This is a genomic window from Pseudomaricurvus hydrocarbonicus, from assembly GCF_011602365.1.
GTDB lineage: Bacteria > Pseudomonadota > Gammaproteobacteria > Pseudomonadales > Cellvibrionaceae > Pseudomaricurvus > Pseudomaricurvus hydrocarbonicus.
Window position 1 is genome coordinate 24,376 of record NZ_JAAONZ010000019.1, and the last position, 26,483, is coordinate 50,858.

Consider the following 26,483-nt stretch of genomic DNA (forward strand, 5'->3'; position numbering starts at 1 on the left):
GTTCAATGAACTGCCGGTGAGCTCGCCTTTACATTGTCGGTGGCAATACATTGTCGGTGGCAATACATTGTCGGTGGCAATCGCGGCCTCGACAACGACAACCAACTGTCTGCTAGACTCAAGTGAGCACATGCCCGAACGGGCTCTAACACTATCGGGCTGTAACAACATCGGGCTGTAACAATAATGACAACGGCACCTCTGCTCCCCACCCCTACCGACCCCCGGCTTTCACGCACCGTAAAAGGTATTGATGAAAGCGGCCAACCGAAGTCGATCAGCGTGATCGAAGAGCGCCCGCTGACCATCTATTTGAACCGCCAGGAAATCGTCACGGCCATGACCATCGGCGATTACCCGGAGTATCTGGCGCTGGGCTTTCTGTTGAATCAAAGAATGCTGAGTGAGACCGACCAGGTCACCCGGATAGATGTCGACGCAGAGCTCGAAGTCGCGGTGGTCCGCACCGCCGGTGTCACCGATGTGGAGGACAAGCTGCACAAGAAAACCCGCACCTCGGGCTGCGCCATGGGCACCGTGTTTGGTGACATGATGGCCGGACTTGACGGGCTGTCATTGCCGGACACACCGGTGCACACCAGTACCTTTTACGATCTCTCCTACCAGATTAACCACACCCCCAGCCTGTATATGGAAACCGGGGCCATTCATGGCACCGCCCTGTGTCAGGGCCGTCAGATCCTGGCCTACATGGAGGATGTCGGACGTCACAATGCGGTCGACAAAATCGCCGGCTGGATGCACTTAAAAGACGTACCGGCGGCCGATAAAGTCCTCTACACCACGGGCCGCCTGACCTCGGAAATGGTGATCAAGACCGCACTGATGGGTATTCCGACCCTCATCAGCCGCTCAGGTTTTACCGCCTGGGGTGTCGATATTGCCCAGCAGGTTGGGCTGACGCTGATCGGACGGATGCGCGGCAAAAAATTCACCTGCCTCAGTGGTCAGCACCGTCTGGTGTTTGATCAAGACCTGTCGCTGGTGCCGGATGAGGACAGAAAAATGCAGCGCAAAAGTGCCCGGCATGACTGAGCACAGGCAACATGATTGGGAAGCGGGCAACATGATTGAGACTGAGAATAACGCAGCCGGGCCGAGAGGAACGCCGCATGAGTGAATGCGCCGTGATCCTGGCCGGCGGTCAGGCAAGCCGTATGGGCGGTGGCGACAAAGGCAGATTGATGTTGGGCGATCAATCATTGATCCAGCGCGTCATTGATCGTATCGCGCCGCAGGTGGACCAGGTGGTGTTAAACGCCAATGGCGACCCGAGTCGTTTTGCTGATCTGGGTTTGCCCGTGGTGGCCGACTCTGTTGCCGATTTTCCGGGCCCGCTGGCCGGCGTACTGGCCGGCATGGATTGGGCCGCCGAGCACGGGCATGAGTGGCTGATCAGTGTCGCTGCCGATACCCCCGCGTTCCCGCGTGACCTGGTGGCACGATTGGCCGAGCGCGATACCCCGGTGGTGTTGGCGGCCACACCAGACCCTGAGCGAGGCCGGCTGCCCCAGCCGACCTTTGGCCGCTGGCAGGTCGCCTTACGCCATGACCTGAGAGCCGCCCTGCACGACGGCGTGCGTAAAATTCGCCAATGGACTCAGGCCCAGGGCGAGTCGCTGGTGCTGTTTGGTCCGGACGATTTTTTCAACATTAATACGCCGGAAGATCTGGCCTGGGCGGAGCAGCACCTGCCGTGAACGTGATTGGCATCGTCGGCTGGAAAAACTGCGGCAAAACCACCCTGGCGAGCGCACTCATTGCTGAGCTATGCCGCCGGGGGTTGACGGTTAACTCGATCAAGCATGCTCATCACGGGGTGGATGTAGACCAGCCCGGTACCGACAGCTACCGTCATCGCGATGCCGGCGCTCAAGAGGTGCTGCTGGCCGGCGGGCAGCGCTTCGCCATCATGCACGAGCTGCGCGGCGGCGCCGAGCCGACACTGGATGAGCTGCTGGCCCGACTGGGCCCCTGCGACTGGGTCGTGGTGGAAGGGTTCAAAGCCCACTCACACCCCAAGATCGAAGTGCACCGGCAGGCGTGCACACAGGCGCCCCTGTACCTGAACGACCCCAGCATAATGGCGCTGGCCACGGACTATGCCCCTGACTTTGCGGGGCCGAGTTTTGATGTCAACGAAGTCGCGGCCATCGCCGATTTCATCCTGAATGTTGGCGCATCCTCCCCCGGCAAGCGCTCAAGCGGCAAGCCATGAATGGAAAAGGCATGAACGAAAAGGCGATCAACGAACTGCGTAACGACTGTTTTGCCCTGCCCCCCGGGGTGAACTGGACGCCGGTGGACGAAGCCCTCGAGCGCTTGCGCTCGCGCCTGCACCCGGTGGTGGGTGTGGATCGCGCAGTGCCGCTGGCACAGCTGAACGGCCGGCTGTTGGCGAGCGATGTGTACGCGCCCCGCGCGCATCCCCCCAGCAGCAATTCGGCGGTGGATGGCTATGCATTTGCGGGCCCGATCACCCAGGTGCCCTGTGTCATGCCGTTGGTGGAAGGTCGCAGCGCGGCGGGCGCGCCCTACACCGGTCAGGTACCCGAGGGCCACGCGATCCGGATACTCACCGGTGCGGTGATGCCAACCGGCACCGATACGGTGGTGCTGGAAGAGGACTGCGAAGTCACCGACCAGCAGCTGCATTTGAACGGCACATTAAAAGCGGGCGCCAATTGCCGTCAAGCCGGTGAGGACATCAAGGCCCGGGAGCGGATTCTCACGGCGGCCAGCCGCTTGACGCCAACCCAGATTGCCGTCCTGGCCAGCGTGGGGGTCGAGGCGGTCGATGTCTATCAGCGACTGCGCGTCGGCGTGTTATCCACAGGGGATGAAGTCAAGCCCGTTGGGGCCCCGGTCACCGACTGGCAAATTTATGACGCCAACCACCCGATGCTCAGTGCCCTGGTGACGCGGCTGGGTTATCAGGTGGTGGACCTGGGCCATGTGCGGGATCGGGCTGAAGAGGTGCAAGCGGCGTTGGAGCGCGGCGCGGCGCAGTGCGACCTGATCCTCACCAGTGGCGGTATCTCGGCCGGCGACGAAGACCATGTGTCGAAAACGCTGCAAGCCCATGGTGACATCAGCAACTGGCGCATCGCGATCAAACCCGGCCGGCCGCTGGCGCTGGCCATGTTCCAGGGGACCCCCGTGGTGGGCTTGCCGGGCAATCCGGTGGCGGCCTGGGTCTGTGCGCTGCGCTTTGGCACGCCGGCGATGGCGCTGCTGGCCGGTGGTGAGTGGTTCGAACCCCAGGGCTATGACCTGCCCGCCAACTTTTCCAAGCGCAAGAAACCGGGCCGCAGCGAGATGCTGCGCGCCCGGATCCGCCAGGGCCAGGTCGAGGTTTTCGGCTCGGAAGGCTCGGGCCGGGTGACCGGTTTGGCCTGGTCCGAGGGTTTGGTGGAGCTGGACGAAGGCGCTCGGCAGATCGAACCGGGAACCCCCGTGCGGTTTATTCCCTATAGCAGCTTCGGCTTGTAATCATCCGAAGCTGTAATCACTCCACAGTTGTATTGATTCATAGTTGTATTGATTCATAGTTGTATTGATTCATAGTTGTATTGATTCATCGCGGTATTTATTCATAGCTGCCGTGCACCGCAAAAGCCTCCAGCGAGGCCGCTTGCGGGGCTCGGGAGCGATAGGTTTCCTCAACCCCTAACGGGGTCAGCGTGCGGCTGACCAGCAACAGGGTGTTCTCCTCGAAGTCCTCACACATACTGCGCATCTGAAGGATTTCTTCGCAGGCGACCGGGTAGGCCGCGTCAATACCCGGCGCGCCGTAACACTCGATAAAGGTCTGCGCCAGTGTTTGGCGCAGCTGCTCCAATTCGGCTTCTGTGATGTTGCAAACGCCAATTACACTGGCGCGCCCACCTGACTCGATGCTGTACCAGCCGTGGCTGAACGCCTGACGCGCCTTACCGGTCAGATCGGCCTCGCTCCAGTTGGAGAACTCAAACCCGCCCGAGATGGCCCATTCACCGCTGGCGGCCGGCAGGTCAAACACCTTTTCATCGGATTCATCCAGTCGCAGGGTACGGGCCAGTTTCATAGGGAACCCCTGGTGTCATCGGTGCTCATTTTCTCCGCCCTCGGGCTCTTGGCATGGTGTTTCTCGGCGCTCGGTTTCCCAGTGCTCGGCGTCATAGCGCCCAGCGTCCTGGCCGCTGGCTCGGCGAAGTCGATCAAGCTCAAGGTCTCGGTGATGCCCCCGTGGCGCAAGAGCATCCGACCTTTGTCATCCAGCCCCACCAACAGTCCGGTCTTTGGCTGATCGACCCTGTCACCCAGGCTGTCACAGCGTGCCCGCCACTCGCGATGGACGCGCTCAAACCCGCTGTCCATAAAGCAGGTCAGCCACCACAGGGTATGTTTGGACCAGCTTTCCAGCAGCGCCATGGGGGCGATATCACCACACCCTTCCTCGTACAGACAGGTTTGATCCGGGTGTTCACCGGGCTCGTCACTCGACGGCATAAACGCCACCTCAATGCCGATGACCAGCCAGTTAGGCTGCGCCCGGGGGGCTGACACATCCGCAGCAAAGCGAACGCATGCGCAGACCGCACCGTTGACCTTGATGCGATCTGGCCATTGAAACTGTACCGGCACTTCGGCCGGGGCCAGCGCCCCCAGACTTTCGGCCAGGCCGAGCTGGACGACATAGACGGCCTGAATCGCGTCTTCCAGCGGTGTTTCCGGCGCCAACACCAGGGCCGCGCGCAAGCTATCGAGGCCCTCAGAGTAAAAAATCGTGCCGGCATCGATGCCGGCGATGGCCTGGCTGACGGCCTTGTCGAAAGGGTCCACGGGCGCGGGGACCACCTCGCCCGAGAACAGCGGTGGAAACTGCGGTGCCTCAATCACAGCACGGCCCGGGCGTAAGCATCAGAGGCCATAATGTCCGCGGCGATGCGCAGGAAGACCCGAGCCTGGGGGCTGGCCGGCTTGGACACCACAATCGGAACGCCGCCGTCCGAGCCGACACGGATATCCAGATCGAGGGGAATTTCCCCCAGGAAGGGCGCGCCGAGCTTTGCCGCCTCGGCCCGGGCGCCGCCGGATCCAAAGGGGTGGTGCTCTTTGCCGCAGCCGTCGCAGACAAAAGACGCCATGTTTTCGATCAGGCCCAACAGCGGCACGTCCATCCGCTGGAACATGTCGATGCCTTTGCGCGCATCCATGAGAGCAATGTCCTGCGGGGTCGAGACCACAATGGCGCCGGCGACAAAGAATTTCTGGCTCAGGGTCATCTGCACGTCACCGGTGCCCGGGGGCAGATCCACCAGCAGCACGTCCAGCCGGCCCCAGTCCACCTGGTTCATCATCTGCTGCAGGGCGCCCATCAGCATCGGCCCGCGCCAGACGAGCGCTTCGTCCTCCGAGGTCATCAGGCCCAGGGACATCAGCGTCACGCCGTGATTGCGCAGGGGTAAAATGGTATGGCCATCGGGGCTGGACGGGCGACCCGACACACCCAGCATGCGAGGCTGGCTGGGACCGTAGACGTCAGCGTCCAGCAGGCCCACTTTAAGACCTTTCGAAGCCAGTGCCACCGCCAGATTGGACGCCACGGTCGACTTGCCCACCCCGCCCTTGCCCGAGGCGATGGCGATGATGCGCTCAACCCCCGGCGGGTTTTTGTCCTGTGGCCGGGGCGCGTCGGTCCCGATCAGGGGTCCCTTGGCAGCGTCAACGTATTGAACCATGCGATGTCCTGTTAAAAATGTCCGGCTAAATGTGTCGTGTTAAAAAGGTCCTGCTTCATGTGCTCTGCGAAGCATGCCTTGCTGACTGTTTATGCCTGCTGAGTGTTCAGCGGTCCAGATAGTCATCACGGGTGCGAACCCGTGGGCGTTCCCCCCCCGCCATGGGCGCGTTTTCCCCATGGAACTGGGCCTTGACGCGACAATCGTCACACATTTTGATGAGCTGTACCTGATCCGCGCTGGTGTACATCCAGTGCTGGTTTTGCAGTTTTTCAACGATGCGGTTGATCGTGCTGGCGACCCCAAAGGGCCTGCCACACTGGACGCATTCGAACGGGTCTTCGCCGTGCAAGGCTCGCGCACTGAGCGCGTCCTTCGACACATCCAGGCGGGGCTGCAGCGTGATGGCCGACTCGGGGCAGGTGCTTTGGCAAACGCCGCATTGCACACAGGCATTTTCGGTGAACTGCACCTCTGGCCGGTCCGGATGGTCGCCGAGGGCTCCGGTGGGACACAGTGACACGCACGCGAGACAGAGCGTGCATTGGTCGGCATTGATCTCAATTGCGCCGTACGGTGCGCCCACCGGCAGGGGGATCGGCGCGTCGAGCGGGTCCGCCATGGCGCCAACCGTGACCCGGGTAACGTCACGGCGGCCACCCACCAGCAACACCGGTTCGCACACGCGCCCGGGGTGATCCCCGGCGGCACCAAGAGCCTCGGCGGCGATCACCCGCACCCGGCCGGGAGCCTGTTGAGCCCCCTCCAGCATGGCCCGGGCCAGCTCAACCTCGGCGGCCACGGCCTGGCGGTCGGTGTCGTTGTCCACCAGTATCAAGACTTCGGCGTAGCCCGCGCCTAACGCAGCCAGCAGCTCGGCATGGCCGATACGATCCACATGCGCCAGCCCCAGCGGAATCAGATCGTCCGCCAGCCCATCGCCATAGCGGGCGAGCCGGGCGATGCTGTCGGCACCGGCACCCAGGGTATGAAACACCAGTCGCGGGGCCTCGTCGGTCTGCTCGCGATAGACGCTGGCCATGACGTCCAGGGCCTGAGTCAGTGCCTCAAACGGCGTTTCGTTCATGGTCACGGCAGACGTCGGACAGACCGCCGCACAGGCGCCGCAGCCGGCGCAAATGTCTGAATCGATGTGCACGTGGTCCCCTGCGGAGACAATGGCCTCGGTGGGGCACACGGCCAGACAACGGGTGCAACCGCTTTTGTTCGCCCGCGAGTGCGCGCACAACGAGGCTTCCAGCTTGAAATACACGGTTTTCTCAAACTCACCGACCCGCTCCCTGGCCGTCAAAGCGATACGCTCCAACTCCCCGGTTTGGGTCGGATCGGCCCAAAAATAGCCGTTGCGCTTTTGATAACCGGGAAACGCGGGCTCGCCGCCGCGCAGGTCGATAAACACGTCACACTCACTGCGGGCGGTGGCTTTCACCTCGCCATAACCCAAGGCACCACGGCCGGCGGGATTCAGGGTTTGCAACTGGGCAAATTCCAATGTGAAATTGCCGAGCGCGCCACGGGCGGCCGACAAGCGCCCCCGGGCCACGTCGTAACCGGCGGAGGGCAACAGGATCGGCCCCGCATCATTGACCACACAGGTGACGCCCAGCTCGTCCTGTACCAGCTCGGCCATCCTGATGGCCGCCTCGGTGGGGCCGACGATGCAACAGACACCGCTTGAGTGAATGGTTTTGACGGGTGCCTGCGGCGCCGGCAGCCGGGCCGCAGCAATTAAGGCCGCCTGCTTGGCGTGTACGCGTCCGGGGTTGGCGTCCGGTGCGCTCCAGCCCGCACGGTCGCGAATGTCGATGGTACTCAACGGTGCGGAATGTTCAATTTCAGCGTGGATTTCCTCACTCAGGCGCTCGAATAAAGCCGCCTGCTGACCACAGGCAATGAGCAATTCGTCACCGCCACTCAGATGCCTGGCCGTGGTAGTCATATCCTGGCCGCACAGTTGATCCACCACGACCACTTGCTCAGCGTCCGCGGCCGCTTGCAGGGCCTTGGGGTTAAAAGACTGAGTTTTATTGCAGCTGCATAACAACAGGGTTTTGGGTGCCACCATTGGACTTTTGCTCGTTTGGACTTCTGACTCTTTATAGTTGTCTCTATGAGTAAAGAGCAGTTATGGACGCTTGTCGAACCGGCCGCCGCCGCGGACTGAACCGCTGGCGATTTGCCTGGCCTTCGCTAGCCGAATATTGAACCCTCCGCTAGCCGAATAATTAACGCTCTGCTAGCTTAATAATAGACATCAGAGAGTTGCCATGAGCCGTCACATAGAGAACTGGAAACGCCAATTACCCGTCGGTGCCGTCGTTCGCCGCTCGCCTGGGGTGACCCGCTGGGCGCGGGAGACCTGGAAACCGGTGGCGGTTATACCCGGCGCGCCGGATGCGTTCTGGAAAGAGTTGGTGCGCGAAGGTGAGACGGTCGATTACCACGCAGGCACGGTGACCATGGAACTGTTTCGCGCCGACGTGGAAGCCTATCTCATTTCCTTAAACATGACGGTCCCTTCCCTGTGGGTCGTCATGGATCGCGATGAAAGCAAGCGCTCCCCCTCAGGCTGGCGGGTGAGCACGATCACCGCCAGTGCCTATGAGGCGCAGGATGCGCTGGACAGTGGCGAGAGCATCGTTGAAGCCGTGCCGATTCCCGACACCTTGGCGGCCTGGGTCAAAGAATTTATCGATATGCACTATGTCGAAGAGCCTTTTAAAAAGCGCCGTCGCGACACGCTGAGCGTTGATGGTCTCGAGGACGGCAAGGGCGATGCCCGCATTCGCCAGGACAGCGACGTCTACCGCGCGCCCTCCAGCCTGCAAAAACCCAGAGCGCACTGATGGCCGAGTCACGCTTACAGCGCTGGTCGCGCGCCAAAAACGAAGCTCGCCAGCAGACCGAGTCGGGTCCGCCTGCAGCCATTGAGCCCAGGCCTACCCCCGAAGAACAGGAGCTCGCCATCAATGAGGCCCTGCCTGAGCACGAGACGTTGGCGAAGTACAACTTGCCCGCCCCGGATACCATTGAACTCGGTACCGACATTAAGGGCTTCATGCGTCAAGAGATTCCGGAATATTTGCGCCGCAAGGCCCTCCACGCGCTGTGGAAATCCAACCCCGTGCTGGCGGTGCTGGACGGCCTGAATGACTACGATGAAGACTTCTCCGGCGCCGCCAGCGCAAGCCGCGGCTTACAGACCCTGTACAAGGTGGGCCAGGGCTACACGGATAAAACCGCCGCGGCGGATGAACACACCGAAGTTCACCTCGCAGGGCAGACCGGGTCTGTCGCGCCCGCGGTCGCAACGTCCGTTTCCCCTCCAGTCGCAACGTCCGTCTCCCCCCCAGTCGCAGCCAGTGCCCCCCCGGAGGATGACAACGACGTCACCCACCGATCGAAGTCCGAAACAGAGATTGATTCCCCCGCCAACAGGCGTCCTTTCGAGCTGGTACCCCATCAGACTGAAAGGCAACCTGCACCGCGCTATCGTCCGCGGATGCGTTTCGACTGACGGTGGTTACTGACGACGATTACCCACTGTGACTGACCATTAATTGCCAACTTTTGCTGGCAGAGTTGCACCAAAGTCCGATCAGGTCTATACCCATACTGTTGATTAAAATTTAGACAGCACTCCTTTGAACCGCACGTCACAGGATGAAAACTTGACCAGCACGGCTCATGTTCACTGCCCTCGCTCGATCAACGAGGAAGATCTTGCGCGAGCCCAAATGTATCAGTTACTGGGTGTCTTGCTGGGCGGTCCGCCGTCCAGTGAGCTTCTGCTGGGACTGGCCTCCTTGCGGGGTAATGACACCCCTGTGGGGTCCGCCTCACAGGATCTGGCGGTGCAGGCAAAACGCACCGCGCCGGATGAGGCCGAGCGGGAGTTCAACAAGCTGTTCATCGGGCTCGGTCGCGGTGAACTGCTGCCGTACGCCAGCTATTACCTGACCGGTTTTCTGAACGAGAAGCCCCTTGCGGATTTGCGCCGCGATCTGAGAACCAGGGGCATCAAAGCTCGTGAGGACGTTAAAGAACCTGAAGATCATCTGGGCACGCTGTGTGAAATCATGGCGGGCATCATCACCGGCGAGTTCGCTTGCGACAGCGATGTGACGTCACAGAAAGCTTTTTTTGACCGGCACCTGGCAAAGTGGGCGGCGCTGTTTTTTAGCGATTTGGAACAGGCGCAAACCGCACTTTTTTATGCGCCTGTGGGCGCGCTGGGTCGGGCTTTTATGGCCGTTGAAAGTGAGGCGTTTGCCCTTGAATAACCGGCAACGGATCGATTCCCTAACTCAACTGGAGGTGTCCGATGGTCACCCAAAATGAAACCATGGACGGCCTAAAGAATGAAATAAAGGGCACCCAAAAGGGTGAAAACAGCCGGCGCCGTTTCTTGCGCATGGCCGTAACGGCGGCACCGGCGATCGTTGCGGCGGCAGTGGCACCAAACGCCGCAGCCAAGATGGTGACCAAAGTCCCGCGAAGCCGCGGTCTGCGTGACACAGAGCACACCCGTAAATACCTGGAATCGGCTCGTTTTTGAAGACGTGTGAGACATCCCCGGTGGCGTGATGCCCCGGAGGGTGGCATGGCCAGTAGAAAACGAGAAGAATAATAACAGAGGTGCCCGATATGTTAAGAAAGAAAACCAACGGCGTCGCGAAAAGCGCCCGTGCAGGCTCTCTACTTTCATCTCTCGCTGCGACGACGATCGACCGCCGTGGATTTTTAGCGGCCTCTGGCGTTGCCGTCGGTGGCCTGGCGGCTTTGTCACTGAGGTCGACCCGCGTTGAGGCTGAAACCCCGTCGACAGCGGGCGGTGAAATCGTTGTTAAAAAGTCCGTGTGTACCCACTGCTCGGTCGGCTGTACCGTTATGGCTGAAGTTCAGAATGGTGTCTGGACCGGCCAGGAACCCGGCTGGGACAGCCCCTTCAACCTGGGCGCACACTGCGCAAAAGGCGCCTCGGTACGTGAACACGCGCACGGGGAACGGCGCTTGAAACACCCGATGAAAATGGTCGACGGCCAGTGGCAGAAGATCTCCTGGGATCAGGCGATCAACGAAATCGGCGACAAAATGCTGCAAATCCGCGAAGAGAGCGGACCCGACTCCGTCTATTGGCTCGGCAGTGCCAAGTTCAGCAACGAACAGGCCTACCTGTTCCGTAAGTTTGCCGCCTACTGGGGCACCAACAACGTCGATCACCAAGCCCGTATCTGCCACTCAACCACGGTAGCCGGCGTCGCCAACACCTGGGGCTACGGTGCGATGACCAACTCCTACAACGACATCCACAAGAGCAAAGCGATTTTCCTGATCGGCGGCAACCCCGCGGAAGCGCATCCGGTGTCGCTGCTGCACATATTAAAAGCCAAGGAGGAAAACAACGCGCCGTTTATCGTCTGTGATCCGCGCTTCACGCGCACCGCAGCGCACGCGGATGAATATGTGCGGTTACGGCCCGGCAGCGACGTCGCGCTGACCTGGGGCATCCTCTGGCACATCTTTGAAAACGGCTGGGAAGACAAAGAGTTCATCCGCACCCGCGTCTACGGTATGGATGACATTCGCAAAGAGGTGAAACGCTGGCACCCGGCGGAAGTGGAGCGTGTGACCGGGGCCCCCGGGGCGCAACTCGAGCGTGTCGCGCGCACCCTGGTTAACCATCGCCCAGGTACCGTGATCTGGTGCATGGGGGGGACCCAGCACACCAACGGTAACAACAACACCCGCGCCTATTGCATACTGCAATTGGCGCTGGGGAATATGGGGGTTGCCGGCGGCGGCACCAACATTTTCCGCGGTCACGACAACGTGCAGGGTGCGACCGATCTGGGCGTCCTGGCCGATACCTTGCCCGGCTACTATGGCCTGGCCGATGGCTCCTGGGCCCACTGGGCCCGCGTTTGGGAAGAAGACCTGGAGTGGCTGAAAGGTCGATTTGCCATGTGGGAAAAAGACGGCACCGTCAAACCCATGATCAACGAGAAGGGCATTCCCGTGTCGCGCTGGATCGATGGCGTGCTGGAAGCCAAGGAAAACCTGGAGCAACCCGACAACACCCGGGCGATGGTGCTCTGGGGGCACGCCCCCAACTCGCAAACCCGGATGCTGGAGATGAAGGAAGCCATGGAAAAACTCGACCTGTTGGTGGTCGTGGATCCCTTCCCCACTGTGTCGGCGGTGTTGCACGACCGTAAAGACGGCGCCTATCTACTGCCTTCGACCACCCAGTTCGAGACCATCGGTTCCGTCACCGCGTCCAACCGGTCGCTGCAGTGGCGTGAAAAAGTCATCGAACCCCTGTTTGACTCCAAGGTTGACCACGAAATCATGAAGCTGTTTGCGGACAAGTTCGGTTTCACTGAGCGCATGTTCCGCAACATTGCGCTGGAAGGCGACGAACCGGTGGTTGAGGACATCACCCGCGAATTCAACCGTGGTATGTGGACCATCGGCTACACCGGGCAATCGCCCGAGCGCCTCAAAAAGCACATGGCGAACCAGCACCAATTTGACAAGACCACCCTGCGCGCAGTGGGTGGCCCTTGCGATGGTGATATCTACGGTATGCCCTGGCCCTGCTGGGGCACGCCCGAGATGAACCACCCGGGCACCCCGAACCTCTACGACATGTCGCTACCGGTGTCCGAGGGCGGTCTCACTTTCCGCGCCCGCTTTGGTGTCGAACGCGACGGTGTCAGCCTGCTGGCTGACGGCGTTTACTCGAAAAATTCCGGGATCAAAGATGGCTACCCGGAGTTCACCCAGCAGATGCTGATGGAACTGGGCTGGGATGGAGACCTGAGTGCCGAAGAACGCGCCACCATTGATGCCATTGCGGGTCCCGAGACCAACTGGAAGACCGATCTGTCAGGCGGTATACAGCGTGTAGCGATCAAGCACGAGTGCGCTCCCTTTGGTAATGCCAAAGCGCGTGCCGTGGTCTGGAACTTCCCGGATCCCGTGCCGATTCACCGCGAGCCGCTGTACACCTCGCGTCGCGATCTGGTCAAAGATTACCCGACCTATGCCGACAAGACATTCTGGCGTGTACCGACGCTGTACGAGTCCATTCAAAAGAACGACTTCAGCCAAAAGTTCCCCATTATTCTGACCTCTGGGCGCCTGGTGGAGTATGAGGGGGGCGGTGACGAGACCCGCTCCAACCCCTGGCTGGCGGAACTGCAGCAGGACATGTTTATCGAGGTGAATCCGCGCGACGCCAATAACCTGGACATTCGCGACGGCAAAGACGTGTGGGTGTCCGGCCCTGAAGGCGGGCGCATCAAGGTGAAAGCAATGATCACCGAGCGCGTCGGTGAGGGCGTGGCCTTTATGCCGTTCCACTTCGGCGGCTACTTACAGGGCAAGGATTTAAGGAGCAAGTACCCCAAAGGCGCCGACCCCATTGTGTTGGGCGAATCCACTAACACCATTCAAACATACGGGTATGACTCGGTCACGCAGATGCAAGAGACCAAGGCCACCCTGTGTTCGATTGCGCCAGCATAAAGAGAGGTGTAGACCATGGCACTAGAAGGACAGGCACGGGCTAAATTCCTTTGCGATGCCGAGCGCTGCATCGAATGCAATGCGTGCGTAACGGCCTGTAAGAATGAGCATGAGGTTCCCTGGGGCATCAACCGCCGGCGCGTGGTGACCATCGAAGACGGCAAACCTGGTGAGCGCTCGATTTCGGTCGCTTGCATGCACTGTTCAGACGCCCCTTGTATGGCCGTTTGTCCGGTGGATTGCATCTACCAGACAGAAGACGGCATCGTCTTGCACTCCAAAGATCTGTGTATTGGTTGCGGCTATTGTTTTTACGCCTGCCCCTTTGGCGCGCCACAGTTCCCCCAAGGGGGCAACTTTGGCAGCCGCGGCAAGATGGACAAGTGTACGTTCTGTGCCGGGGGACCTGAAGAAGACAACTCAGAAGCCGAATTCGCCAAGTACGGCCGCAACCGTATTGCTGAAGGCAAATTGCCGCTGTGTGCCGAAATGTGCTCAACCAAAGCGCTGCTGGCCGGGGACGGCAACGACGTTGCCGACATCTATCGCCAGCGCGTGGTGAGCCGGGGTTTCGGTTCAGGGGCCTGGGGATGGGGCACGGCCTACGAGAAGAAAGGTCGCTGAGCTGGCCGGAGTGTTCTCATGAACTTGAAACTGTTTGCTGCCATCGCTGTTGCACTGACGACACTGACGATTAACCCGGGTTGGGCGGACGAGGCCCCTGCGGTTGACCGATCCTCTACCGGGGGCGCCCAGACGCTGGAAGATATCCTGGCTCGTCAGGAACAGCTGAAAATGGACGAGCGCTTTCGCTCGGAAAACCTGGGCAATGCCGCCAATGCGACGCCGATCACTGCGCCTTTGGGCACCCTCGGTGGGCTGTCCAATGCCGACATCTATCGCGCCATTCGCTATGACAAGATTGCCCTCACCACCCAGGCCCGCGGACCCGCCGCCGACGTGCTGATTCAGGACGGGGGCATGCCCTGGTATAAGCTACGCCAGGGACCGATGATCAATTATGGCGGCGGTGCCCTGCTGGCTATGCTGGCCCTGTTGCTGGTGTTTTATCTGGTGCGCGGCAAAATCAGGATTGAGGGCGGCCCGGCAGGCACTACGATTGAGCGCTTCAAGGCCATCGAACGCTTTGGCCACTGGCTATTGGCGGGCTCGTTTATAGCGCTGGGCATCACCGGGCTGATTACCTTGATGGGGCGCAAACTGCTGCTGCCGCTGCTGGGGCCCGAGGTCTTTGCGGCGCTGGCGGCCGGTTCCAAATGGATCCACAACAACATTGCGTGGGCCTTCATGCTGGGGCTGGTGCTGACGTTCTGCCTGTGGGTGGTGCACAACATCCCCGGCAAGCTGGATTGGCAGTGGCTCAAGGCGGGCGGCGGTATCTTTTCCAGGTCCCACCCTTCTGCGAAGAAGTTCAACGCCGGTCAGAAAATTGTGTTTTGGACAGTGATGTTGCTGGGTTTTTCCGTCTCGCTGTCGGGCCTGTCGCTGCTGTTCCCCTTTGAACTGCACATGTTTGCCAAGACCTTTGCCCTCATCAACAGTCTGTTGGGCACCGACCTGCCCACCGTGCTGACACCCCACGAAGAGATGCAGTACGCCAACCTCTGGCACTCGATTGTGGCCTTCGTGTTGATGGTGGCCATCATCGCCCACATTTATATCGGCACGGTCGGCATGGAAGGCGCCTACGATGCCATGGGCAGCGGTCGGGTTGATCTCGAGTGGGCACGCCAACACCACGATCTCTGGGTGGCTGAGGTCGAAGCCAAACCCGGCAAAGGAGGCTCAACGTGAAGGTGATGATTTGCGCATTTGTGGCAGCCCTGGTGATTGCCGTTGTCGCCCCGCTGGTGTTGGACCAGTTCGGCTGGTCCTCGGCGGAGCAAACCAGCAGTACGAGTGTGCGTCTTGACTGATTCATCCGCGCCACCACAAAAAGACCTACAACCACCCCCGGCATCTCAAACCGCGGTTTCGAAAACCATGGCGAAAACCATGGCGAAAACTGTGGTATCGGAAACAGTGGTATCGCAAACAGTGCTATCGCAAAGCCGGGTACACACCACAGAGTTACTGCAAATCGATGCCGTCGGTTTGCTGTGCCCACTGCCTATTTTGCGTTTTAAAAAACGCACACAGGATTTGCCTGGCGGTACCCGGGTCGAGTTCCTGGCCGACGACCCCAGTGGCCGCCGGGACTTGCAGGCGCTGTGTGAGCTGACCGGTCACAGGATTGAATGGATCCGTGAAGAGGGTGCAGGTGTGCTCCGCTATCGCATCTGTTTGGCGTCGCGGCAAACGCCCTGACAAGCCCAACAAATGGCGATGCGATTCCACAGTCTGCGCCACCCCGCAGGCAGACTTCAACTAGCCTCGGGCTTACGCGTCAGAGACTTGTACAACAGCGGCGGCAGCTTTTCATGCAGTTCAACGCCCTCGCCCAGCTCCGCAAACATGCCCACACCGCACGCCAGTGCCTGCTGCAACCCGGGTCCGACTTCAGGGCTCACGGTGGTCGGCGCCATGGGCTCACCGCATTCACTGCAGCTTAACATCGGTCGCACCAGCTGACCGCAAGTGCGATGCCGATATTCAACCGGCGCACCCGATTCATCCGAGCACCAGCGATTGCCCCAATCCCCGAGCATCAACACCACCCCGTGCAGATCCAGGCCTTTGGCGGTCAGACGGTACTCATACCGCGGCGGACGCTGCTGATACAGCACCCTCTCCAATACTCCGGTATCGACCAGTTTGTTCAGCCGCTCAGTCAAGCGATGCCGGCTCACCCCCAGTTGACGCCTGAAATCTTCAAACCGGTGGGTGCCCAAAAACGCATCCCGCAAAATCAATAACGTCCAGCGATCCCCCACCACGGCTAGGGTCCTGGCCACGGAGCACACCTGCTGATCAATATCTTCCCAACGCACTGGCTACTCTCCTGTAAATTTCCGCCAAAATGTAAGGCATTCCCGACATCGGATCATTATAAATTGACAGGTTCCATTTTGAAACTTATTGTCGGTTTCAAAATGGAACTTATAAATCAGTAAACGCCAATCATCACCGCAAACCACTACAGAGGCCTCACCATGCCCAATGCTTCCAACACCCCCATAGCAAAACCCAAGATCGCCCTGGTGATCGGTGCCGGCGATGCCATCGGCAGCGCCATTGCGCGCAAGTTTGCCGAACAAGGCCTCATCGTCTGCGCCGCCCGACGTCATGGCGACAAGTTGCAACCCCTGATCGACGAACTCAAAGGCAACCACTGCCAGGCACACGCCTTTTCCTGTGACGCCCGCAAGGAAGACCAGGTGCGGGACCTGTTTCAACAGATTGAAACGGCCATCGGGGAAATTGACGTGGTGGTGTTTAACATTGGCGCCAATGTGCCGATGGGGATTCTGGAAACCGACAGTCAGAAATTTTTCAAAATCTGGGAAATGGCCTGCTTTGCCGGCTTTCTCAGTGGTCGCGAAGCGGCTCGCTACATGGTACCCAGGCAGCGGGGCACGATCCTTTTTACCGGCGCTACCGCCAGTGTTCGCGGTGCCGCCGGCTTTGCCGCGTTCGCCAGCGCCAAACACGGTTTGCGCGCGCTGGCTCAGAGCATGGCGCGAGAACTCGGGCCGCAAAACATTCACGTCGCCCACGTCGTCATCGACGCCGCCGTCGACACCGCCTGGATTATGGACAACGTGCCCCAGGCGCAAGCGCTGAAAAAACAGGACGGCATCGTCCGGCCAGACGACCTGGCGGACAACTACGTTCACCTGTACCGGCAGCCGCGCAATGCCTGGACCTTCGAGCTGGACGTGCGCCCCTGGCAAGAAACCTGGTAACAGCAAACCCGCACTGCAACCTGAAAGAGGACACCTTATGACGACCACGCTGGATTTTTATTTTGATTTTGGCAGCCCCACCGCCTTTCTCGCTTACAAGCGCCTGCAACAGTTACAACAGCAATACGATTTGCAGGTTAACGCCATTCCCATGTTACTGGGTGGTGTTTTCAAGGCCACGGGCAACACCTCGCCCGTCACCATCCCGGCCAAGGGCAAGTACATGATGGAGCAGGATCTTCCCCGCTTTGCCAAGCGCTACCAGGTCGAGATGCGCTTTAACCCGTTCTTTCCCATCAACACGCTGCAACTGATGCGTGGTGCTGTCGCCGCCCAGCAGCTGGGCGAGCAGGAACGCTTTATGGACACGATCTACAATAGCTTGTGGCAGCAGGAGAAAAACCTGGGGGACCCCAAAGTGCTGGCGGAGCACCTGCAACAGGCTGGACTGAACCCTTTGCCTCTGCTGGAACTGTCGCAGACCGCAGCCATCAAGCAGCAACTGATCGACAATACCGAGCACGCCGTCAAGCGCGGCGCATTTGGCGCACCGACGCTTTTTCTGGGGGACGAGATGTTCTTTGGTCAGGATCGACTGGATTTTGTTGAAGAGATTCTTCAACAAGCTTGAGGCTATGCTGTTCTTATTCAGCACTGAAGGCCTTCCCATGTATGGAAGGCCCTCTCAGATGCTGGTTTCCTTACAGGCTTACCCCAGGCTCAACTACTGCAGCTGATCGACCATCATCGCATTGGAGTAGACCAGGCCGTGGTCACTGGCACGATGACCGACCAGGTGAAAATGCCCCCGTTGATCGCTGGAATTGATGTACACCCGAAACTGGCAATCCGACAGCGGGCCACAGTCCGGGGTCATTTGCAGATCCAGAGTCGTTAGATCGGCATCCACAAAACGCTCCTTTTCCTCAGAGGCAAGCAGCGCTTCTTCCGCCTGCTCCATGTTCAGATGATCTCTGCCGCTGAGCCTGAACTGCATATGATCAATATGAATCGGACGGCTCTTGCCGGCCTCTTGATACCAGCCTTCTATATCGAGAGTTTCCATGATCTACCTCCACGTCACTCGGGCACGGTGTTGCACACACGGTTGAACAATAAGTATCCCGGTTTAACACTTTGCACGTCAGGGCACCGTGACAAACGCCAGCGGCGGAACCCAAGCTCTACCCCTGAGCCATGCTCTAACCTAAAGTGTAGAAGCTATGGCACCAGCGGATCATTGCGATGGGCAGCAAGCCGGGCCGAGCTTATTATCTGGCGCAATATCACACGCCCGCCACCGCACGGCCACCACCATCACTGATAAATAAAATCCGAAAAATCACCTGCCGAAAGTCTCCAGAAAGGATTATTTCTGGATATTTCCCCTCAACCGACCAATACTGATAACATAAATTTATCAAGAATAGAGAAAAACTGAATTGGACAGCTCGATTCGACAGTCAGAGAATGGCAGACAGAGATAGTTTATATCATTCCGAATTACCGATTTTTAAGGAAGGCTTATGTCTGCCCCACTCACTCCCAGTCAACTGCGTGCCAGAGTTCGCTCCGGCGAACACACGGGCAACACCTCCGGCTACTGCGAAGGCTTCGTGCAGGCCAATGTCGCCATTTTACCCAAAGACTGGGCTGCTGAGTTCCTGCAATTCTGCCAATTGAACCCCAAACCCTGCCCCATCGTTGGCATGGCGGCTCAACCCGGTGACACCAATATTGAAGGCATTGGCCCGGACTTTGACATCCGCACCGATGTCCCCAGCTACCGCCTGTGGAAAAACGGCGAGCTGACTGGCGAAGTCAATGACATCAGCGACATCTGGACCGAAGACCTGGTGACCTTCCTGATCGGTTGCTCCTTCTCTTTCGAAGAGGCCCTGCTCGCCGACGGCCTGGAAATTCGCAACCTCAGCGAGGGCCGCAACGTGCCCATGTACAACACCAACCTGGCCTGTCGCCCCGCCGGTCGTTTCCATGGCAACATGGTGGTGAGCATGCGTCCGTTCAAACCGGTGGACGCCATCCGCATGATCCAGATCTGTTCACGTTTTCCGTCGGTTCACGGGGCTCCCGTGCACTTTGGCGATCCTGCCGCGATTGGCATTGCCGACATCAATCAGGTCGATTACGGCGACAGCGTCACCATCAACGACGGCGAATACCCGGTCTTTACCGCCTGTGGCGTAACCCCGCAGGCCGCCATCATGGCCGCCAAACCGCCGTTCTGCATTACCCACAGCCCCGGCTGCATGGTGGTCACCGACCTGCCCAACAGCCGTCTGGCGATCCTCTAACCGTCGCTTTGCACAAGGAGATTAATGATGCCACTTTTATTAAACTGTGACCTCGGTGAAAGCTTTGGTTCCTGGACCATGGGGATGGACGCCGCGGTCATGCCCCACATCGATCAGGCCAACATTGCCTGCAGCTTTCACGCCGGTGACCCGCTGATCATGACCCGCACCCTCGAACTGGCCAAAGAGCACGGTGTACGCATCGGCGCCCACCCCGCCTACCCGGACCTGGTCGGCTTTGGCCGCCGCTCCATGAACTGTTCTGCCGATGAAATCAAAGCCATGATCATGTACCAGACCTCGGCACTGGGCGGCATGGCCCAATCGACAGGGCTGAGCCTGGAGTACGTCAAACCCCACGGCGCACTGTACAACGACATGATGGCCCGAGAGAGCGTCCGTCACGCCATCATGGAAGCCATTGCCAGCTTTCATTTGCCCATTCGCTTAATGCTGCAAGCCACACCGCAGGCCGAACTGCACCGCCAGGAAGCGCAAGAGCGTGGCATAGAACTGTATTTCGAAGCCTTTGCCGATCGCTGTTACGACGACGACGGCAAGCTCCTGTCCCGCACCCAACCCGGCGCCGTGCACAGCAAGGAAAAAATGCTGGCTCAGGTCAAGCAACTGAACGAGCAGGGCACCATCACCACCGTCAGTGGCCACACGCTGCCACTGGTGGCCGACACCCTGTGTGTGCACGGAGACAATATGGAAGGCGTGCAAGCCATTGAAGCCATTCGGAAACTGATACAGTCATGAACCCAGATACAGGCATGAAAATTCACGTCGCCGGCGAAAGCTCGCTGATCGTCTATTTCGGCGAAGTCACCAGCCCGGAAATTTCTGCCCGGGTGCAACAGGCCGCTCAACGCCTGCCCGAACTCATGGGAGAAACGCTGGTGGACCTGGTCCCCTCGTACGCCTCGCTACTGGTGCTGTTTAACCCTCTGCTCACCGATGAAATGTCTGTGCGCCAGGCCATTCACCAGGCTACTCAGCAGGTCGCTGAAGTCTCGGCGTCCGAAGGCCATTTGGTGGAACTGCCGGTCTATTACTCACAAGAGTCCGGCCCCGATCTGGCCGCCCTGGCAGACCGCGCCGAACTGAGCATAGAGGACGTGATCGACCTCCACCAAAGCACCGAATACCGGGTGTATGCCATCGGTTTTGCACCGGGCTTTGCCTACCTCGGCCAGGTGGATGAGCGCATTGCGGCTCCGCGACTGGCAACACCGCGGCAAAAGGTGCCCAAAGGCGCGGTCGCCATTGCCGACCGGCAAACCGCCGTCTATCCTGCCGTCTCCCCCGGCGGCTGGAATTTAATTGGTCTCTGTCCAACCCCCATGTTTGACCCCGGCGCCGAACCCACCATGCCGGTGTCTGTGGGTGACCGAGTGCGCTTCAAAAGCATCAGCCGGGATGACTTTTTATCCCTCGGCGGCGAACTGCCCGAACCGGCACCGACAACAGAAGGCGCTGAACTGAAAAAAGGAGCGGGCGCATGAGCATCACTATTCTCAACCCCGGCATCTTGTCATCGCTGCAGGATGCCGGCCGTTTCGGTCAGCATCAGATCGGCCTCACCAACGGCGGCCCCATGGATCCGCTGGCGTTTCACTGGGCCAATCGCCTGTGCGAAAACAACGCCGGTGCCACCGCCATCGAAATCAGCGTGGGCGGCTTAAAAGTACAGGCGCAATGCGCCACCCGCATTGCGGTCACCGGGGCCGAAATGCCCGTGTCCATCAACGGCAGCGAAGCCGAACGCTGGCGTACGCATCACCTGCAGCCCGGTGACACGCTGGAGCTGGGCTACAGCCAAAACGGCTGCCGCGCCTACCTTGCGATCAGCGGCGGCTTTCAGGTTGAGCCCTCGTTTGGCAGCAGCGCCACCGTGGTACGCGAAGGCATCGGCGGCCTCAATGGACAAGCCCTGACCGCCGGTGACACGGTCAAATGCGCCGAAGATACCCGCAGTAACTGCTGGAGTGTGCCCGAAGAAGAGCGCCCCCAATACCGCAAAGAGGTTACCTTGCGAGTGATTCCCGGCTATCAGGAACACACCTTTGACCCGGTACAGCAACGCCTGTTTTTTCACAACAGCTTTACCGTCAGTGATCGCTGTGACCGCATGGGCTATCGCCTCACCGGCCCACACGTGAAGTCCAACATTGAAGGCATTCTGTCCGAGGGTATTTGCCTCGGGGCTATTCAGGTGCCCGCCGACGGCCAGCCCATTATTTTAATGAACGACCGGCAAACCATTGGCGGTTACCCCAAAATTGGTTCGGTCCTGTCGGTCGATCTGGCCAAGCTGGCACAACTGATGCCCGGCGACAACGTCAGCTTTCATCCGATCACTATTCACTGTGCCCACAATGCCCTGCATTTGGCACACAGCCGTTTTCAGCGCGCGCAACTGCTGGAACTGGAAAACTAGGGATGTCTCCTAAAAGGCAAGACACGCTAAAGCGAAAGACACCCTGATGCGACAATCGCACCAAACACGACAAACACCATAACAACTGCCTGTAGTTGCACTGTGTAGTTATTATTTGTAGTTACCATTTGTAGCTACTAATTTGTCGTTAAACTTTGTAACAAAAGCTTGCCACTGAACACTGTCATTAGAGCTACAACTCCAAGCGACAGTGAAAAACTGCAATTCAATATTGCGGGCAGCTTTAACCTGACAACACATTGAGACAGCATGAACCAGAACGCGCTAGATGAACAAACCCTGAGCCAGCAAATCGAAGATCTGCTGGTCGCTCGTAACCCTCGCGGCATGAAATTGGTGCAGAGCGCGTTGATGCCTGGCTATTACCGCCGTGCCGCGCGCCTGATGCGCAACATTAAAGGCACAGTGTTAATCGGCACCGGTTTTCCCGTCGTCGATACTTTTGAAACGGACGGCCCCGTGGGTGCCATAGCCCTCTATAACGCTCTGGAAACACTCGGCGCACAGCCGGTCATCGTCTGTGGCGCGCCACTGTCCACGGCCATGGCGGATACCTTTCGGGTGCATGAAATTAAGGTCGGTCCACACGACCAACGCGAACAGGAAGCTCAGCAAGCCCTGCAACAACTGCAACCGGAGCTGATCATTTCCATTGAGCGCCCGGGCCAGGCCGCCGACGGCAATTACTACAACATGCGCGGCGAAGACATCAGCCCCCGCGCCGCCTGCTTTGACACGTTCATGCAACAGGCCGACTGCCCCACCATCGCCATCGGCGACGGCGGCAACGAAATCGGTATGGGCAACATTCAGGACGCCCTGAAAAATCTGGACATTGTTCCGGCAGCAACCACCTGCACCGAACTGGTCATCGCTGACGTTTCCAACTGGGCCGCACACGGCCTCATTGCTCTGCTGGGATGGTGGCATCAACAGGATTTACTGGCGGACATCGACCCTACCGCCATCCTGCAATACCTGTCGGACCACGGCAGTGTGGACGGCGTAACCCGTTTAAACACACTCACCGAAGATGGCATGCCGCTAACTGAAGGCATCAGTGTGATTGAGCAATTGCGAGTATTGACCGGGTTTGCCGAGGCGTAACCGGTCACCGGCAGGGGTGTCGCAACCCGGCTTAAAAACGTTTTAATTTCATCAACCCAGACAGCGTTTCAACCTAACCCACACAGGCAATCACCATGCGGCTCCGTAACTTATCGACCTTTGTCAAAGTGGCGCAACTGGAAAGTTTCCACGCCGCCGCCCGTCAACTGCACGCGACACAGCCAGCCATTTCAGCGCGCATTGCAGCCCTGGAAGCTGAACTCGGCGTTAAACTGTTTATTCGTGACACCGGCGGTACACGCCTGACAGCGCGAGGCCAACAGCTTCTGCCCTACGCGGAAAAGCTGGTCGCCATCAGCCGAGAAATGAAAAACCAAATCAGTGAAGACGTGCCTGAAACCGGCAACATCAAAGTGGGGATTGCCGACACCATTGCTCACTTGTGGGTAGGGCCGCTGCTCAGCCATTGGCGCGAGCAATTTCCACTGATTGAATTTGAAATTGCCGTCGACATTTCCAGCCGCCTGCAAAAGCAACTGGAAAATCACGAACTGGACCTGGCCATCATGGTCGCCCGTGAACACACCCACACCACGGCCAGCCAACCCCTGTGCAGCTACCCCCAATGCTGGGTCGCCTCACCGGAATTACTCGATCGCCACCCCAGTTTAAGCGGCGCCCTGGAGCTGGATCAGCTGGCTCGCTTTCCAATTCTCAGCTTCCCCCGGGACACCCACCCCTGGCACTATCTTCGGGAACTGTTTACCCCGCTCAATGATCGCCGCCCCATGTTGCACACTTGCAGTTCGGTAGAGAGCCTGCTGACCCTGGCACGCCAGGGACTCGGCATCACTCTGCTGCCCCGCCCCCTGGTGACGGAATACCTGAAAAAAGAGCAACTGATGGAGCTCGATACGGCTCAGGTTCCGCCCGAACTGAACTTCTGCTGCAACTGGCGCACCGATGACGACCGTATCCTGCCACGTCTGTTGGCCGACAGCAGCCGAGACATCATCAGCACCGAGGAATGACCCGGCCACCCGCCACTTGTCGCCGAATTATCTCCCACACCGCAAAGCCAGCCGATTCCTAAGAATGTTCTATTTTACTAGTGGAATCGGCTATTTTTTATAAAGATTAATAGGCTTTCGGCCACACCTCTATGATAAAATTTCATCACTGATAGCACAATTTAGTCAGCCGGCAGAGCAACCCATCCCGCCCCGTGTGAGGGGTGAAATGGCCGTGCTGCTATGCTTTATGTAAGACGCGTTACCCAAATAAGACGCGTTAGAAAAGCCTGCCCAAGGGCAGACAGAAAGACTCTGCCTGCGGGCAGGTACCAAACTTAGATGTAGACCCACCCTTGTCAATGACAAGGCAGTAGAGAAAGGAACACCCATGAGTATTGTATTTTTGAATGATTCGTTTGTACCTATGGAAGAGGCCAAGATCTCTCCCATGGACCGCGGCTTTCTGTTCGGCGACGGTATCTACGAGGTCATTCCCTCTTACGAAGGTATGCTTGTGGGATTCGCACCACACATTGAGCGTATGAATAACGGCCTGCGTGAGATTGGTATCGACTTCGCCTGGCCCGTTGAAAAATGGCGCGAAGTGTGTGAAAACCTGATCGAAAAAAATGGCCGCGGCAACCTCGGCATCTACCTCCACGTCAGCCGCGGTACAGACTCCAAGCGCTTCCACGCTTACCCGGAAGGTGTCGCCCCCACCGTGTTCGCCTTTGCCTTTGACATTCCCGCCGCACCGGTGGCAGACAAAACCCTCGCCAAGGGTTACAAAGTCAGCACAACCCGCGATCTGCGCTGGGAGCGCTGTCACATTAAATCCACCGCGTTACTGGGTAACGTCATGCATTTCCAGCACGGCTTTGAGCGCGGCGCCAATGAAACTCTGCTGTTTAATGCCAACAACGAACTGACGGAAGCTTCCGCCTGTAATGCCTATATTGTGAAAGATGGTGTGGTTGCAACACCGCCTCTGGACAACCAGATACTGCCAGGCATCACCCGCTTTATCCTGCTCGATATTCTCAGAAAGAATGGCTCGATCAAAGTGGAAGAACGCATCATCACCATGGACGAAGTCTTCGCCGCCGATGAAGTTTGGGTAACCTCCTCTTCCAAAGAAATTGCACCGGTTGTCGAAATTGACGGTAAAAAAGTGGGCAATGGTGAAGTGGGCGATGTGTGGCAAGCCGCACAAACTCTCTACAGTGCTGGTAAACACAATTACTAGAACGCAATTTTGAGAAGCACTGAGAAATAGCATGAGTCGTCCCGCAAAAGCCACGGTTGATCTGGCGGCTATCCGCCACAACTACCAACTGGCTCAACAACTTGCCCCCAACGCCCAGGCTCTGGGCGTTGTCAAAGCCAATGCCTATGGGCATGGCAGTGTCGCTGTTGCCAAAACTCTGGAACCATTAGCGCCAGTACTGGCCGTTGCCTGTATTGAAGAAGCCATTGAGCTGAGACAAGCCGGTATTGTCAAACCGGTTCTGTTGCTGGAAGGCGTGTTTGAAGCGGATGAAATCGTCACCGCCAGCGAACAAAACTTTTGGATTATGGCCAGCGGTATCGAGCAGGTCGAGCTGATTGCCAATGCCGCCATTGCCGAACCCGTGACCGTCTGGCTGAAAGCCGACTCCGGCATGCACCGTCTGGGTTTAACCGACGGGCAAGTACAGCAGGCATACGCCCGCCTGTCAGCCCTCGCCCATGTGAACAATGACATTGTGATTGCCACCCACTTTGCCGCGGCGGATGAACTCGACAGTGATTTTACCCTGCAGCAAATTAATCGCTTTGCGTCCATGACCGAGGGCCTGAAGACACCTGTCAGCCTGGCTAATTCCGCGGGCATTCTTGCCTGGCCACAAGCTCACGGCAACTACACTCGCCCGGGTATTATGCTCTATGGCTCATCGCCTTTTGCACAAGCGCAAGCCAATGCGGATCAACTGAAACCGGTTATGACCCTCGCATCAGAAGTCATTGCCGTGCGCACCATTGAAGCCGGCGAAACCGTGGGTTACGGCCGCAGCTGGATCGCACAGCGACGCTCAACCATTGCTACCGTTGCCATCGGCTACGGCGATGGTTACCCAAGACAAATGCCCAATGGCACGCCGGTGTTTATTAACGGCCAGCGCGCCCCCTTAGCCGGCCGCGTGTCGATGGACATGATCACGGTCGATGTCACCGAAATTGGCACTGTTAATGTCGGCGACAATGTGGAATTATGGGGCCACAACATTCCTTTAAATGAAGTTGCCAGTTGTGTTGGCACCATCAGCTATGAACTGGTCACGCGTATGCCTTTGCGCACACCGCGACTGTACATTAACGCAACCACAAACGGTGCGGCTGCTGTATAGCCTTCAGGAAATACAAACCGCATAAGCTTTTGCATCCGGACGCTGCTTTAAACCGCGAAGGATGCAAAACAA

28 protein-coding genes and 1 pseudogene are annotated in these 26,483 nt (G+C 58.7%); 23 read left to right on the forward strand and 6 right to left on the reverse strand.

What is annotated here, in order from left to right; all coding sequences use genetic code 11:
• The first annotated feature begins 186 nt into the window (after positions 1-186).
• The 4 genes from G8770_RS19320 (at position 187) to G8770_RS19335 (ending at position 3,513) form a co-directional block, all read left to right on the forward strand.
• A complete protein-coding gene (locus tag G8770_RS19320; protein ID WP_167190916.1) occupies positions 187-1,056 on the forward strand; it encodes a formate dehydrogenase accessory sulfurtransferase FdhD in 870 nt (289 codons plus the stop codon).
• A 77-nt stretch (positions 1,057-1,133) separates the two neighbouring features.
• Positions 1,134-1,721 carry a molybdenum cofactor guanylyltransferase MobA gene (mobA, locus tag G8770_RS19325; protein ID WP_167190919.1) on the forward strand — a complete coding sequence of 196 codons (588 nt, stop codon included), beginning with the start codon at positions 1,134-1,136 and terminating at the stop codon, positions 1,719-1,721.
• A 2-nt stretch (positions 1,722-1,723) separates the two neighbouring features.
• On the forward strand, positions 1,724-2,239 hold the full coding sequence (gene mobB / locus G8770_RS19330) for a molybdopterin-guanine dinucleotide biosynthesis protein B (protein WP_341771179.1): 516 nt from the start codon (positions 1,724-1,726) through the stop codon (positions 2,237-2,239).
• A gap of 11 nt (positions 2,240-2,250) precedes the next feature.
• Positions 2,251-3,513, forward strand: a complete 1,263-nt coding sequence (locus G8770_RS19335; RefSeq protein WP_208022380.1) for a molybdopterin-binding protein — start codon at positions 2,251-2,253, stop codon at positions 3,511-3,513.
• A gap of 97 nt (positions 3,514-3,610) precedes the next feature.
• On the opposite strand, the gene G8770_RS19340 is transcribed toward G8770_RS19335, so the two are convergent.
• From G8770_RS19340 to G8770_RS19355, 4 genes are all read right to left on the reverse strand, one after another.
• Positions 3,611-4,087 (reverse strand): DUF6505 family protein, encoded by a 477-nt coding sequence (locus tag G8770_RS19340; protein ID WP_167190925.1) that lies wholly within the window; start codon positions 4,085-4,087, stop codon positions 3,611-3,613.
• Positions 4,084-4,902: a biotin/lipoate--protein ligase family protein gene (locus G8770_RS19345; protein WP_167190928.1), complete on the reverse strand. Its 819-nt coding sequence runs from the start codon at positions 4,900-4,902 to the stop codon at positions 4,084-4,086. The genes G8770_RS19340 and G8770_RS19345 overlap by 4 nt, the downstream gene beginning before the upstream one ends.
• A complete protein-coding gene (locus tag G8770_RS19350; RefSeq protein WP_167190930.1) occupies positions 4,899-5,744 on the reverse strand; it encodes an Mrp/NBP35 family ATP-binding protein in 846 nt (281 codons plus the stop codon). Before G8770_RS19350 ends, G8770_RS19345 begins: the two co-directional genes overlap by 4 nt.
• Before the next feature lie 106 nt (positions 5,745-5,850).
• Complete coding sequence (locus G8770_RS19355) at positions 5,851-7,830, reverse strand: 4Fe-4S dicluster domain-containing protein (protein ID WP_167190933.1); 1,980 nt, start codon at positions 7,828-7,830, stop codon at positions 5,851-5,853.
• Between the two features lie 250 nt (positions 7,831-8,080).
• On the opposite strand from G8770_RS19355, the pseudogene G8770_RS19360 reads away from it, so the two are divergent.
• The 9 genes and pseudogenes from G8770_RS19360 to G8770_RS19395 form a co-directional block, all read left to right on the forward strand.
• A pseudogene (locus G8770_RS19360) lies at positions 8,081-8,611 on the forward strand (DUF3305 domain-containing protein); the annotation flags it as partial.
• Complete coding sequence (locus G8770_RS19365) at positions 8,611-9,282, forward strand: DUF3306 domain-containing protein (RefSeq protein ID WP_167190940.1); 672 nt, start codon at positions 8,611-8,613, stop codon at positions 9,280-9,282. The pseudogene G8770_RS19360 and the gene G8770_RS19365, both read left to right, overlap by 1 nt.
• A gap of 154 nt (positions 9,283-9,436) precedes the next feature.
• Positions 9,437-10,048 carry a TorD/DmsD family molecular chaperone gene (locus G8770_RS19370; RefSeq protein WP_167190943.1) on the forward strand — a complete coding sequence of 204 codons (612 nt, stop codon included), beginning with the start codon at positions 9,437-9,439 and terminating at the stop codon, positions 10,046-10,048.
• Between the two features lie 41 nt (positions 10,049-10,089).
• The gene (locus tag G8770_RS19375) at positions 10,090-10,323 is read left to right on the forward strand and encodes a hypothetical protein (protein ID WP_243760582.1); all 234 of its coding nucleotides are present in this window, start codon (positions 10,090-10,092) and stop codon (positions 10,321-10,323) included.
• 89 nt (positions 10,324-10,412) lie between these two features.
• Complete coding sequence (locus G8770_RS19380; RefSeq protein ID WP_167190946.1) at positions 10,413-13,298, forward strand: formate dehydrogenase subunit alpha; 2,886 nt, start codon at positions 10,413-10,415, stop codon at positions 13,296-13,298.
• Between the two features lie 15 nt (positions 13,299-13,313).
• Positions 13,314-13,922: a formate dehydrogenase FDH3 subunit beta gene (gene fdh3B / locus G8770_RS19385; protein ID WP_167190949.1), complete on the forward strand. Its 609-nt coding sequence runs from the start codon at positions 13,314-13,316 to the stop codon at positions 13,920-13,922.
• Positions 13,923-13,940: 18 nt separating this feature from the next.
• Positions 13,941-15,113, forward strand: coding sequence for a formate dehydrogenase subunit gamma (locus G8770_RS19390; protein ID WP_167190952.1), 1,173 nt, complete (start codon positions 13,941-13,943; stop codon positions 15,111-15,113).
• Positions 15,110-15,235, forward strand: a complete 126-nt coding sequence (locus G8770_RS24440; protein WP_279537193.1) for a hypothetical protein — start codon at positions 15,110-15,112, stop codon at positions 15,233-15,235. Before G8770_RS19390 ends, G8770_RS24440 begins: the two co-directional genes overlap by 4 nt.
• Positions 15,236-15,314: 79 nt before the next feature.
• Entirely contained in the window at positions 15,315-15,626 is a 312-nt protein-coding gene (locus tag G8770_RS19395) for a sulfurtransferase TusA family protein (RefSeq protein ID WP_167190955.1), read from the forward strand.
• A gap of 56 nt (positions 15,627-15,682) precedes the next feature.
• Here G8770_RS19395 and G8770_RS19400 read toward each other — a convergent pair whose 3' ends face one another.
• Complete coding sequence (locus G8770_RS19400) at positions 15,683-16,249, reverse strand: winged helix-turn-helix transcriptional regulator (protein WP_167190957.1); 567 nt, start codon at positions 16,247-16,249, stop codon at positions 15,683-15,685.
• A gap of 162 nt (positions 16,250-16,411) precedes the next feature.
• On the opposite strand from G8770_RS19400, the gene G8770_RS19405 reads away from it, so the two are divergent.
• Together G8770_RS19405 and G8770_RS19410 are read left to right on the forward strand one after the other, a co-directional pair.
• Positions 16,412-17,164, forward strand: coding sequence for an SDR family oxidoreductase (locus tag G8770_RS19405; protein WP_167190960.1), 753 nt, complete (start codon positions 16,412-16,414; stop codon positions 17,162-17,164).
• A gap of 37 nt (positions 17,165-17,201) precedes the next feature.
• A complete protein-coding gene (locus tag G8770_RS19410) occupies positions 17,202-17,795 on the forward strand; it encodes a 2-hydroxychromene-2-carboxylate isomerase (protein WP_167190962.1) in 594 nt (197 codons plus the stop codon).
• 93 nt (positions 17,796-17,888) lie between these two features.
• Here the strand turns inward: G8770_RS19410 and G8770_RS19415 are convergent, their stop codons facing one another.
• Complete coding sequence (locus G8770_RS19415) at positions 17,889-18,230, reverse strand: hypothetical protein (RefSeq protein WP_167190965.1); 342 nt, start codon at positions 18,228-18,230, stop codon at positions 17,889-17,891.
• 460 nt (positions 18,231-18,690) lie between these two features.
• Here G8770_RS19415 and G8770_RS19420 point away from each other — a divergent pair, with 460 nt between their 5' ends.
• The 8 genes from G8770_RS19420 (at position 18,691) to alr (ending at position 26,411) form a co-directional block, all read left to right on the forward strand.
• On the forward strand, positions 18,691-19,479 hold the full coding sequence (locus G8770_RS19420) for a putative hydro-lyase (RefSeq protein ID WP_167190968.1): 789 nt from the start codon (positions 18,691-18,693) through the stop codon (positions 19,477-19,479).
• A 27-nt stretch (positions 19,480-19,506) separates the two neighbouring features.
• Positions 19,507-20,241, forward strand: coding sequence for a 5-oxoprolinase subunit PxpA (locus G8770_RS19425; RefSeq protein ID WP_167190972.1), 735 nt, complete (start codon positions 19,507-19,509; stop codon positions 20,239-20,241).
• The gene (pxpB, locus tag G8770_RS19430; RefSeq protein ID WP_208022381.1) at positions 20,238-20,987 is read left to right on the forward strand and encodes a 5-oxoprolinase subunit PxpB; all 750 of its coding nucleotides are present in this window, start codon (positions 20,238-20,240) and stop codon (positions 20,985-20,987) included. Before G8770_RS19425 ends, pxpB begins: the two co-directional genes overlap by 4 nt.
• The gene (locus G8770_RS19435; protein ID WP_167190975.1) at positions 20,984-21,922 is read left to right on the forward strand and encodes a 5-oxoprolinase subunit C family protein; all 939 of its coding nucleotides are present in this window, start codon (positions 20,984-20,986) and stop codon (positions 21,920-21,922) included. Before pxpB ends, G8770_RS19435 begins: the two co-directional genes overlap by 4 nt.
• Before the next feature lie 270 nt (positions 21,923-22,192).
• Positions 22,193-23,050 (forward strand): DUF4392 domain-containing protein, encoded by an 858-nt coding sequence (locus tag G8770_RS19440; protein ID WP_167190979.1) that lies wholly within the window; start codon positions 22,193-22,195, stop codon positions 23,048-23,050.
• Between the two features lie 95 nt (positions 23,051-23,145).
• Positions 23,146-24,042 (forward strand): LysR family transcriptional regulator, encoded by an 897-nt coding sequence (locus G8770_RS19445; RefSeq protein ID WP_167190982.1) that lies wholly within the window; start codon positions 23,146-23,148, stop codon positions 24,040-24,042.
• Between the two features lie 370 nt (positions 24,043-24,412).
• The gene (locus G8770_RS19450) at positions 24,413-25,270 is read left to right on the forward strand and encodes a D-amino acid aminotransferase (RefSeq protein ID WP_167190985.1); all 858 of its coding nucleotides are present in this window, start codon (positions 24,413-24,415) and stop codon (positions 25,268-25,270) included.
• 31 nt (positions 25,271-25,301) lie between these two features.
• Positions 25,302-26,411, forward strand: a complete 1,110-nt coding sequence (gene alr, locus G8770_RS19455) for an alanine racemase (protein WP_167190987.1) — start codon at positions 25,302-25,304, stop codon at positions 26,409-26,411.
• Positions 26,412-26,483: the final 72 nt, after the last annotated feature.

Coding starts and splice junctions, on each gene's coding strand:
- G8770_RS19445 (WP_167190982.1), top strand. CDS start 23,146: ATGCGGCTCCGTAACTTATCGACCTTTGTCAAAGTGGCGCAACTGGAA.
- G8770_RS19440 (WP_167190979.1), top strand. CDS start 22,193: ATGAACCAGAACGCGCTAGATGAACAAACCCTGAGCCAGCAAATCGAA.
- G8770_RS19435 (WP_167190975.1), top strand. CDS start 20,984: ATGAGCATCACTATTCTCAACCCCGGCATCTTGTCATCGCTGCAGGAT.
- G8770_RS19380 (WP_167190946.1), top strand. CDS start 10,413: ATGTTAAGAAAGAAAACCAACGGCGTCGCGAAAAGCGCCCGTGCAGGC.
- fdh3B (WP_167190949.1), top strand. CDS start 13,314: ATGGCACTAGAAGGACAGGCACGGGCTAAATTCCTTTGCGATGCCGAG.
- G8770_RS19420 (WP_167190968.1), top strand. CDS start 18,691: ATGTCTGCCCCACTCACTCCCAGTCAACTGCGTGCCAGAGTTCGCTCC.
- G8770_RS19410 (WP_167190962.1), top strand. CDS start 17,202: ATGACGACCACGCTGGATTTTTATTTTGATTTTGGCAGCCCCACCGCC.
- G8770_RS19425 (WP_167190972.1), top strand. CDS start 19,507: ATGCCACTTTTATTAAACTGTGACCTCGGTGAAAGCTTTGGTTCCTGG.
- G8770_RS19450 (WP_167190985.1), top strand. CDS start 24,413: ATGAGTATTGTATTTTTGAATGATTCGTTTGTACCTATGGAAGAGGCC.
- G8770_RS19350 (WP_167190930.1), bottom strand. CDS start 5,744: ATGGTTCAATACGTTGACGCTGCCAAGGGACCCCTGATCGGGACCGAC.
- G8770_RS19405 (WP_167190960.1), top strand. CDS start 16,412: ATGCCCAATGCTTCCAACACCCCCATAGCAAAACCCAAGATCGCCCTG.
- G8770_RS19395 (WP_167190955.1), top strand. CDS start 15,315: ATGGCGAAAACTGTGGTATCGGAAACAGTGGTATCGCAAACAGTGCTA.
- G8770_RS19390 (WP_167190952.1), top strand. CDS start 13,941: ATGAACTTGAAACTGTTTGCTGCCATCGCTGTTGCACTGACGACACTG.
- mobA (WP_167190919.1), top strand. CDS start 1,134: ATGAGTGAATGCGCCGTGATCCTGGCCGGCGGTCAGGCAAGCCGTATG.
- G8770_RS19340 (WP_167190925.1), bottom strand. CDS start 4,087: ATGAAACTGGCCCGTACCCTGCGACTGGATGAATCCGATGAAAAGGTG.
- G8770_RS19375 (WP_243760582.1), top strand. CDS start 10,090: ATGGTCACCCAAAATGAAACCATGGACGGCCTAAAGAATGAAATAAAG.
- G8770_RS19320 (WP_167190916.1), top strand. CDS start 187: ATGACAACGGCACCTCTGCTCCCCACCCCTACCGACCCCCGGCTTTCA.
- pxpB (WP_208022381.1), top strand. CDS start 20,238: ATGAACCCAGATACAGGCATGAAAATTCACGTCGCCGGCGAAAGCTCG.
- G8770_RS19415 (WP_167190965.1), bottom strand. CDS start 18,230: ATGGAAACTCTCGATATAGAAGGCTGGTATCAAGAGGCCGGCAAGAGC.
- G8770_RS19335 (WP_208022380.1), top strand. CDS start 2,251: ATGAACGAAAAGGCGATCAACGAACTGCGTAACGACTGTTTTGCCCTG.
- G8770_RS19355 (WP_167190933.1), bottom strand. CDS start 7,830: ATGGTGGCACCCAAAACCCTGTTGTTATGCAGCTGCAATAAAACTCAG.
- alr (WP_167190987.1), top strand. CDS start 25,302: ATGAGTCGTCCCGCAAAAGCCACGGTTGATCTGGCGGCTATCCGCCAC.
- G8770_RS19365 (WP_167190940.1), top strand. CDS start 8,611: ATGGCCGAGTCACGCTTACAGCGCTGGTCGCGCGCCAAAAACGAAGCT.